Annotated in this window: 7 protein-coding genes; 4 read left to right on the top strand and 3 right to left on the bottom strand. The window is 49.6% G+C overall.

Features of this window, described 5'->3' with window-relative positions:
* Window positions 1-214 precede the first annotated feature (214 nt).
* Window positions 215-1,144, top strand: a complete 930-nt coding sequence (locus tag CRG97_RS20630; protein WP_076322131.1) for a protease complex subunit PrcB family protein — start codon at window positions 215-217, stop codon at window positions 1,142-1,144.
* 162 nt (window positions 1,145-1,306) lie between these two features.
* On the opposite strand, the gene CRG97_RS20625 is transcribed toward CRG97_RS20630, so the two are convergent.
* Entirely contained in the window at window positions 1,307-3,409 is a 2,103-nt protein-coding gene (locus CRG97_RS20625) for an ABC transporter ATP-binding protein (RefSeq protein WP_098746896.1), read from the bottom strand.
* Window positions 3,410-5,167 (bottom strand): ABC transporter ATP-binding protein, encoded by a 1,758-nt coding sequence (locus CRG97_RS20620; protein WP_098747420.1) that lies wholly within the window; start codon window positions 5,165-5,167, stop codon window positions 3,410-3,412. It abuts the gene before it with no gap.
* A gap of 583 nt (window positions 5,168-5,750) precedes the next feature.
* On the opposite strand from CRG97_RS20620, the gene CRG97_RS20615 reads away from it, so the two are divergent.
* Together CRG97_RS20615 and CRG97_RS20610 are read left to right on the top strand one after the other, a co-directional pair.
* A complete protein-coding gene (locus tag CRG97_RS20615) occupies window positions 5,751-6,056 on the top strand; it encodes a HesB/YadR/YfhF family protein (RefSeq protein ID WP_076322129.1) in 306 nt (101 codons plus the stop codon).
* Window positions 6,057-6,102: 46 nt separating this feature from the next.
* Window positions 6,103-6,552 (top strand): NUDIX domain-containing protein, encoded by a 450-nt coding sequence (locus CRG97_RS20610; protein ID WP_098746893.1) that lies wholly within the window; start codon window positions 6,103-6,105, stop codon window positions 6,550-6,552.
* 139 nt (window positions 6,553-6,691) lie between these two features.
* Here the strand turns inward: CRG97_RS20610 and CRG97_RS20605 are convergent, their stop codons facing one another.
* Complete coding sequence (locus CRG97_RS20605) at window positions 6,692-7,204, bottom strand: ADP-heptose synthase (protein ID WP_098746891.1); 513 nt, start codon at window positions 7,202-7,204, stop codon at window positions 6,692-6,694.
* A gap of 133 nt (window positions 7,205-7,337) precedes the next feature.
* On the opposite strand from CRG97_RS20605, the gene CRG97_RS20600 reads away from it, so the two are divergent.
* Window positions 7,338-9,083, top strand: coding sequence for an ABC transporter ATP-binding protein (locus tag CRG97_RS20600; RefSeq protein ID WP_098746889.1), 1,746 nt, complete (start codon window positions 7,338-7,340; stop codon window positions 9,081-9,083).
* Window positions 9,084-9,102 lie beyond the last annotated feature (19 nt).

Genomic DNA, 9,102 nt, shown 5'->3' with positions numbered 1-9,102 from the left:
TAGATATAGAATTTATGAGTTATCAGTGGAACTGATGAAATTCTATATCGCAAGAAAACCTACCTATGTATCGCGGTCGCTCATCCTTGAAGTGGCCTCGATAGAGGTTTTCTTATCAAAAGCGGACTTTTTGAACAACCTCTATAAAAGAAATTAGGGCTGAGATGAAACATATTCCAGCACCTCTGCGTCAGAAAGATTAGGAGGTGTAATTATGAAAAAAACTACGAAATTGTTAACTGCAATGCTTGTCACTTCGTCATTGCTCGGTGCCGGCGCCGCCTCTGCTTTCAACGATATTCAAGAGGAGCAGCCACTACAAATGGTGAAGGAGCTGCAAGCGAAAGGAATTATCCAAGGGATTAGTGCCGACAAATTCGCTCCGGCCAAAACAATAACGACCGCCCAAGCGGTGCAGATGATTGTGAATGTCGCCGACCTGAAGGTACAACCGAACTATACGGGCCGTTCGTTTGACAGTGTGCCGAAGGATGCCTGGTTCGCGGATGCTGTGAATATAGCGGCTCAGAACGGATTGTCCGTATCCGCAGACATGAAATGGAATGAGCCGATAACCCGAGAAGGGTTCGCGACATTGCTCTCGGAAGCGATTCAGAAGACCGGGAATTATCCCGTGGTCATGATGTATCTGCATGTGGCCGACGAGGATTTGATGAAAGAGGAGAGCCGGGGAGCGGTACAGTTCCTGCTGTTAACCAAGATCGCTGAGCTCGACGCCAACGCCAAGTTCCATCCTGCCAAGAGTTTAACCCGTATTGAAGCGGCAGAGCTTGCGTACAATTCCATTCAATTTATTGAGGAGCATCAGAAGAACATGATACCCGAGAAGCCGGGACAATCTGAACCGGATGTAAGTACAAGCGTCGTTAAGGTGGATGATGCGCAGAACAAAGTCACGGTAACCAAGGAAGACCTACCGAATCCGGGGTACGGCATTAAAATTACGTCGGTCGACTATGTTAGCGATACCGAAGCCGTGATCTACTACAAAGTTCTTCAACCCGATCCGGACAAAATGTACCCGCAAGTCATCTCCAAATCTTCAGATGACGTGCTCGTGCCTTCCAAGTACACCAAAATCACGGTCAAAGCAGAAGCTACTCTTGATCATCCGGCAAAGTAATTCTTGTAATGTACCGCCAGATTACAATGCAATAAAGAAGGCTGTTCCCAAGCGAATGTAACATTCGACAGGGGACAGCCTTCTTTTATAGATATCTGTAGGTATAAACTTCGAAGCCTGGGTCTTCCTGATATCGCAAGAAAAAACTTCTTCTAACTTGGTTTATACATGACCACCAGCCATTTTACTGTTGGAGGCAAGTACCGTCTCCTTACTGTCTGCAATCGGAGCCGTGCTGCCTTGCTGGAGTTGATACATTTTAAAGTATCTTCCGCCCAGGGCCATCAGCTCGTCATGGGAACCCTGTTCCACAATTTCGCCGCGGTGAAGGACCAGAATCTGATCGGCGCTGCGGATCGTGGATAAGCGGTGGGCGATGATAAAGGTCGTGCGCCCTCGCTTCAGTACCTCCAGGGCTTCCTGGATTAAGGCTTCCGTCTCCGTATCAATGTTCGCGGTGGCTTCATCGAGAATCAGTATGGCCGGATTGAACGCAAGAGCCCGGGCAAAAGAGATTAACTGGCGTTGTCCGGCGGACAGCGTGCTGCCTTTCTCCAATACTGGCTCATCGAAGCCTTGCGGAAGATGAGCGAGCAGCCGATCAGCCCCTACGTCGCGCAGCGCCTGCTCCACTTGTTCCCGTGTAATGCTCGGATCACCCAGGCTGACATTCGAAGCAATGGTGCCCGTGAACAGGTACGGGTCTTGCAGTACAATCCCCATATGCTTGCGAAGCCATTGCTTTGGAATATCGGTAACGGGCTGGCCATCAATGGTAATCGTGCCTTTCTGCGGGTCATAGAAGCGGAACAGCAGATTGATGATGGAGCTCTTACCGGAGCCGGTATGACCTACAAGCGCCACGGTTTGGCCTTGCTTCGCTTCAAATGAAATGTTCTTAAGGACATAGTCCTTCTTGTACGCAAACGACACGTTCTGAAATTCCACATTTCCTAAATACCGCGGCATGCTGCCATCCGTTACCTTCTCGCCTGTTTCATCCATCAGCTCAAACACCCGTTTGGCGGAGACGATGGAGGTATCGAGCGCTGCCAGCTGGTTAACCATACCCGTAATCGGCTGGAACATGCGGCCAAGCAGATCAACGAAGGCGTAGAGGACGCCGATCGAGACGATGCCGGCACCATTTAATGATGCAGAACCGAAATACCAGAGTACGACTACAAAGGAAACGTTACGCAGCACATTCACCAGATTGTGCGTGGTGAAGGAGTTCAGATTGAGCATTTTGTTCTGATGAGCCATATAGTCCGCATTCAGCGCCTCGAACTCGTCCTGGGTCGCTTTTTGGCGGCGGAATACACGAATGATGGCCATACCTTGAATGGATTCATTAATGATGGCATTGATCTCGCTCAGACGGGAGCGGATGACGGTATTGTATTTGGTTGCAAATTTACGGTACAGAATGGTCCATACAATCAACATCGGAATAACAAACAAACTGATCAAGCCCAGTCTTACATCCAGAAGGAACAAAGCGACGTAGACACCCGTGATATACACGGCTCCGGAGCTGAAGTTGGATAATACCGCAACGAACAGGTCCTTTACCGCTTCGGTATCATTGGTTACCCGGGAAACGACTTTGCCCGCCGGTAAATCATCAAAGAAGTTGACGGGCAGCCGCTGAATGTGGGCGTACACATCGGTGCGCAGCTTCTGAATGACCCGATTAGCTGCCGATTGCAGCCAGTAGGTTCTGCCGAATACCGTAATCATGGAGATCAACAGGCAGATCAGGAACAGGCCGACCAGCTTATATATGTTGGGAAGTTCGGGTTTATAAAATTCAAACAGCTGTTCCTTGGTCAATTTAACAGCCGGATACTGCATCTCCTCCGAGGCGTAGGAAATTGTCATGACACCGTCCTGAAAGGAGCGGTTTCCTTCGGTTCGAGCTACCGGCTCGTTAATGAAGTAAAAGTTACGGCCAGCCTGAACGAGACGAACTTCCTGTCCTCGCGTCTCGCCTTCAAGAAAGCGATCCTCGCGTTTATAATAAGTCCCGTTATAGGATGCGGCATCTTGAGCTTGCGTCGTCTCATAATAAGGCCGTTCGATGCCCAGGATATGCTCGTCAATCATCGTTTTTGCGATGAAGGGACCTGCAAGCTCTGCGGCAACGCCGATGGCGAGCAGAATCAAGGCGGCGATGAAGGTGCCCTTGGCTGTTAAGGCATAACGGAACAGTCGTTTGGCAATGCCGGATTCATTCGATATGGTCGTATCGGTTGGAGTCAATTAAGACACCTCCTCCGAGGTCAGATTGTTTTCTACCTGCTGGCGTTCGAATTGCTCACGGTACCAGCCACCGAGCTCCAGCAGTTCATCATGGGTTCCTTGCTCCGTGATTCGACCGTCCTCCAGCACTACGATCACATCGGCATGCTGAACGGCTGAGAGTCGATGCGTGGAGATCAGGGTCGTCTTGCCGGCGCGTTTGCTCCGGATATTATCGATGATTCTGGCTTCCGTCCGGGCGTCTACAGCGGACAAGGAGTCGTCCAATATTAAGATTTCAGGGTCGCCGATAAAAGCTCGGGCCAGTGAGACCCTTTGTTTTTGCCCACCGGACAACGCCACGCCTTTTTCGCCTACAAGGGTATCAAGCCCATCGGACAGGGTGACCAGATCGCGGTCAAACGCAGCGGTCGTAATCGCCTCCATGATCAATTCGTCGCTGGCATCCTTTTTGCCAAATTGGATGTTCTGACGTACCGTCTTGGAGAACAAGATCTGCTCCTGCGGCACATACCCGATCCAGCCATGGAGCCGGTCAGTCGCCAGCATCTCCATTGGTATATCGGAAATGAGGATTTCGCCGGTTCCGGTAGGGTACTCATGGAGAAGCTGCTTCAGCAGCGTCGATTTGCCGCTGCCCGTGCGTCCTACGACGCCGAGCGTCTGGCCTTTTTGCAGCGTAAAATTAATATGTTTCAAATTATCAATTGTAGAGGTTGGGTAACGGAACGTGACATCCTTAAATTGAATCGTATCCGGAACCTCCACGTAAGCAGGGTTCGCGGCGTCGGTAACATCCGGCGGGGTCTTTAAGGTTTCGTTGACCCGATCCAGGGAGGCGTTTCCGCGCTGCATAATGTTGATCAATTCCCCGATGGCAAACATCGGCCAAATCATCATCCCGAGGTACATGTTGAACGATACGAGATCTCCGAGCGTGATTTGATTCTGGAACACCAGGTACACACCGTAGGCTAAACCGATGACGTAACTGAGACCGATGGAGAAATTGATGGTTGGTTCGAATAAGGCGTCCACTTTGGCTACCGCCAGGTTTTTACGATATACGTCATCCGTAATGTCCTGGAAGCGCTGCTGATCGGCGCGTTCCTGTACATAAGCGCGGACGACACGCACACCGGCTACGGACTCCAGAACCTGGTCGTTCATGTCACCGAAGGCATCCTGGGCCAGCGTGTAGCGTTTATGAATGGCTCTTCCGTAGATGACCATGCCGATGGCTATGATCGGCATGGGCAGAATGGCTGCCAATGTGAGCTTCCAGCTGACAATGAAGCCCATGGCGAACAGAACGACAATCAAGTATATGGTGGAGTCGGTCATGACGAGCATCCCGAAGCCAGCAGTTGCTGCCACGGAGCGAAGGTCATTCGTGGCTTTTGCCATGAGATCTCCTGTACGGTTACGTTCGAAAAACGGCGGAAGCATCCGCAGCAAATGGTTCATGTACCGGGTACGGAGCAGGCGTTCCACGAGGTTCGCTCCTCCGAACAAACGGTGCATCCATATGTAAGTGGCACAATAAACGACAGCAACGATGCCCAGAATCATGAGCAGATATTGGACGAGGGACGCCCACGTTATGGAACTGCTGACGATATCGTCAATGGCGTTTCCGAGCAGAAGCGGCGGCAGCAGCTCAACCAGTCCGCAAAAGATGAGAAGCGCAAGGCCGATCAAGTAACGCTTTTTCTCTTGCTTGAAAAACCAGCCTAAATTTTTAAGTACGGCAAACACATTATCCCTTCCTTTCGTAGGTCGTTCCGGCATCATATCATCCTAAAAACCAAAAAAAGCACATCATCCGACGACGGACGATATGCTTCATTAATTTTGAACTTATCATTCGCACGGCGATCATGACTTCCGTGCAACGGTTAGCTGCTTCGTTCTGATCATTCTGGCAACGAATGAACGAGGCTTGATGATGATGAGACAGCACCATTGGGGAGTCGATCCATATTTAATTGTAGGAAATGATGATCCAGATGTTCTTGATCCATCGCAAACAGTTTAAACATGTCACTCACCCTTTCTTCGTAATTTACAATTTATTCAAATCGATCTCGTATGGACTGAATTTTATCACCATGAACTGGAATGTGTCAAACTTATTTTTCAGGATCATAGCAAGATCTTCGATAGTGAAGGTAGGATAGAACCTTATGTCACTATTTTATTATCAAAATGATTTGTATCCTAACATGCGTATGCGTTATGATAATATTGCAACTATTTATAAGATACCGTCCCTAAGATCTCCGGTCTGCAAAAAGATAGGGGTCAACATAATATGACGTCTAAGGAGGGTGTACGACGCATGCAAATTCAAGTCAGCGACCAGGCGGCACGTTGGTACAAGAAGGAACTTGATCTTCAGTCAGGCACGTTCGTTCGCTTCTTTCCGCGATATAGCTCAGGCGGAGGTCTCCATCCCGGATTTTCGCTCGGTATTTCGGTAGAAGAACCAAGAGAAGCGGGACTGACGGAGCATTCCGAAGAGGTAACATTTTTTATGGAAGAACAGGATTTGTGGTATTTGGAGGGATATACGCTACGCGTGAAGTATGAGGAATCCTTGGATGACATTTCGTATATTTATGAAGAAGAGGGCGCAGTGAATTAACCTGATGTGAGACTGCAGCGCCATCTAGGGAAAGGAGGTTCCCAAGATGAGCGTATATCACCGTGATATTCGCCAATACATCGGCAAACGCTCGGTGGTCCGTGTGAAAGCGGCGGTGCTTGTGCTGAACGATAACGGAGAGATTCTGCTCCTGAAGCGGCAGAACAAGGACGAGTGGGGACTTCCACTCGGAAACCTGAAGCCCGGCGAAGCTCTTGAAGACACAGCGTCCAGAGAGCTGTGGGAGGAGAGCGGCCTGACAGCGGATGATATGCGACTCTTGGACCTTGTGTCGGGTCCGGAGTATATGAAGAAGCAAATAGGTGGAGATGAAGTGTATTATGTGATAGGTGTGTATGCGGCAACCGGCCTGCACAGTGCCATTCATTTGTCCCCTAATACGGAAGTATCTCTTAAATATTTTGATTTTCAAGCATTGCCCGTTATGGATGCGATCACGGTCCGCTTGCTGGACAAGATAAAAAAGAACAGCTGAGGCTCGTTTCGTGGTGGCAGTTTGTACGCCTTAAATTCCCCGCACGGGGAATTTTTTTCGGTCAACATGAGGAGTCCCTGCCCCATTCAAACCGGGGAAGGGACTCCTTTTGCCATGCGAAGGTGTGTACATAGGATCATTATGGCTGCCCGGACAGCGGGACCTCTAATGCAAAATCAAAATCGTCGATATCATAGACCTGAACCGGAAGAGCGCTTTCGACGATACGCTGAATCAATTCGTATTGATCGGTCAGTATGGGAGCCGCGGCTCTTTGGGATGCCAGCAGCAGTTCGGTTTCCACAGGATCGAAAGATTCCCCATAGGGTGCGGTGTCCATGGTATTCATGACCGAGACCCGGGTAGTTTCACTAACGGGAATGGTGGGGCTCTTGGACCAAGGCACCTGCAGGGCGCGCTCGATTTTCTTTTTGTTCAGCGGTTCTTCAAAATAGGAAATCAATTCGCCGATCTTTATCTTGACGTGCTGGTCATCAGCACTGCTATTCATGAGATGTTCCTCGGTGGTATGAAGCTCATATAATTCCAAAATGGTAGTGTACGGAATGATGTACTCGACGGGTTTAGGTGGTACTAACAGCTGACCGTAAATGGCCAGCATGACGGCCTCCGTCACGAAAATTCTGGTCATGACTAAATCCTCCTGCAAGACATGATACAATTCATAAGTTTAGAACTAATAAAGCATTGAAGCGCATAAATGTCAACTGCTCTTCGCCTGCCAACCACGTGGATGTTACTTCAGAAAGGGGCTGTTATCACCTTTGAAATCATGGAAAATCTATTATCCGTTCGTTAAGCCATATATGAAGTGGATCATCCTGACCCTTATTATCGGCATGATCAAATTTGCAATCCCGTTGTTACTGCCCATGATCATGAAATATGTCGTGGACGATCTGCTGATCAACCAGCAGATGACCATCGAACAGAAAATCCAGGATCTGATGTGGATTCTCGCCGGGACCCTGGTGCTGTTTGTCGTTGTGCGTGGTCCGGTGGAATACTTGCGGCAGTATTTTGCCCAATTCATTACCAGTCGTATTTTATTCGATATGCGTAATCGACTGTATGCCCATCTGCAGCGGTTATCCCTTCGTTACTATCAGAATACCAAGGTGGGCGAGGCGATATCGCGCTTTATCAATGATGTGGAACAATCCAAGAACCTGGTAGAAGTCGGTATGATGAACATCTGGCTGGATTTGTTTACATTGGTGTTTGTATTAATCGTCATGTTCTTCATGAATCCCGTTCTGACGCTAGTTGCCATCTCGATTCTTCCTCTCTACGGGTTAGCGGTGAATTTGCTGTATAAGCGGCTTAAGCGCTTGACTAAGGACCGGTCGCAGGCTCTCGCCGGCATCCAAGCGTACCTACATGAGCGGATTCAAGGGATCTCGGTTATCCGAAGCTTTACTCTGGAGCGGTACGACCAGAAGAAATTCGAAGGCATCAACGGCAATTTTCTGAAAAAAGCGATGGCGCAGACCCGCTGGAATGCGCTCACCTTCTCCATTATCAACACACTCACCGATATTGCGCCTATTCTGGTTATCGGTTATGGGGGATACCGGGTGATTCAGGGAGATCTGACATTAGGTACATTCGTTGCCTTCTTTGGTTATCTTGACAGGCTGTATGCGCCCCTTCGCCGCTTGATCAACTCGTCAACGGTGCTGACGCAGGCGTCAGCGTCGCTGGAGCGGGTCAAGGAGCTCATGGACGAGCCATATGACATCGTGGACCGTCCGGATGCCAAAACGCTCAAAACAGCGGGACAGATCGAATTCGACCGTGTCTCATTCAAGTACAATGACGCTGCCGGTTGGGTGCTTCAAGATATTAACTTAACCATTCGGCAGGGGCAGACGGTTGCGTTTGTCGGCATGAGCGGCGGCGGCAAATCGTCCCTGATCGGATTGATCCCGAGATTTTACGATGTACAGCAGGGCGCGGTGAAGATTAACGGTCATGATGTCAGGGATTTGACGCTGGACAGCTTGCGCGGATCAATTGGCATGGTACTGCAGGACAACTTCCTGTTTAGCGGATCCGTTCGTGAAAATATATTGTTTGGCAATCCGGAAGCGGATGAACAGAGAATCGTCGCCGCTGCCAAAGCCGCCAATGCGCATGATTTCATCACCCAGCTGCCGCAAGGCTATGAGACCGAAGTGGGGGAACGTGGCGTCAAGCTCTCGGGTGGACAGAAGCAGAGACTTGCGATCGCCCGTGTCTTCCTCAAGGATCCGGACATTCTGGTGCTGGATGAGGCGACTTCAGCGCTGGACCTGGAGTCCGAGCATCTGATACAGCAGGCGCTGCAGTCCTTGTCCAACAACCGCACCACGTTAATCGTGGCCCATCGCCTTTCTACCATTACGCATGCCGATCAAATCGTTGTGCTGGAGAATGGTAGAATTACGGAGCAAGGCACGCACGGCGAGCTGATGAATCTGGATGGAAGTTATGCCAGACTATACAACGTGCAGCATTTGGAGAATTAATATTCTCTTATTTCATTGA

The organism is Paenibacillus sp. EZ-K15 (genome assembly GCF_002573715.1).
Classification (GTDB): domain Bacteria; phylum Bacillota; class Bacilli; order Paenibacillales; family Paenibacillaceae; genus Paenibacillus_AQ.
The sequence above is the reverse complement of the archived record's forward strand: the minus strand, read 5'-3'. Positions and strand labels throughout refer to the sequence as shown.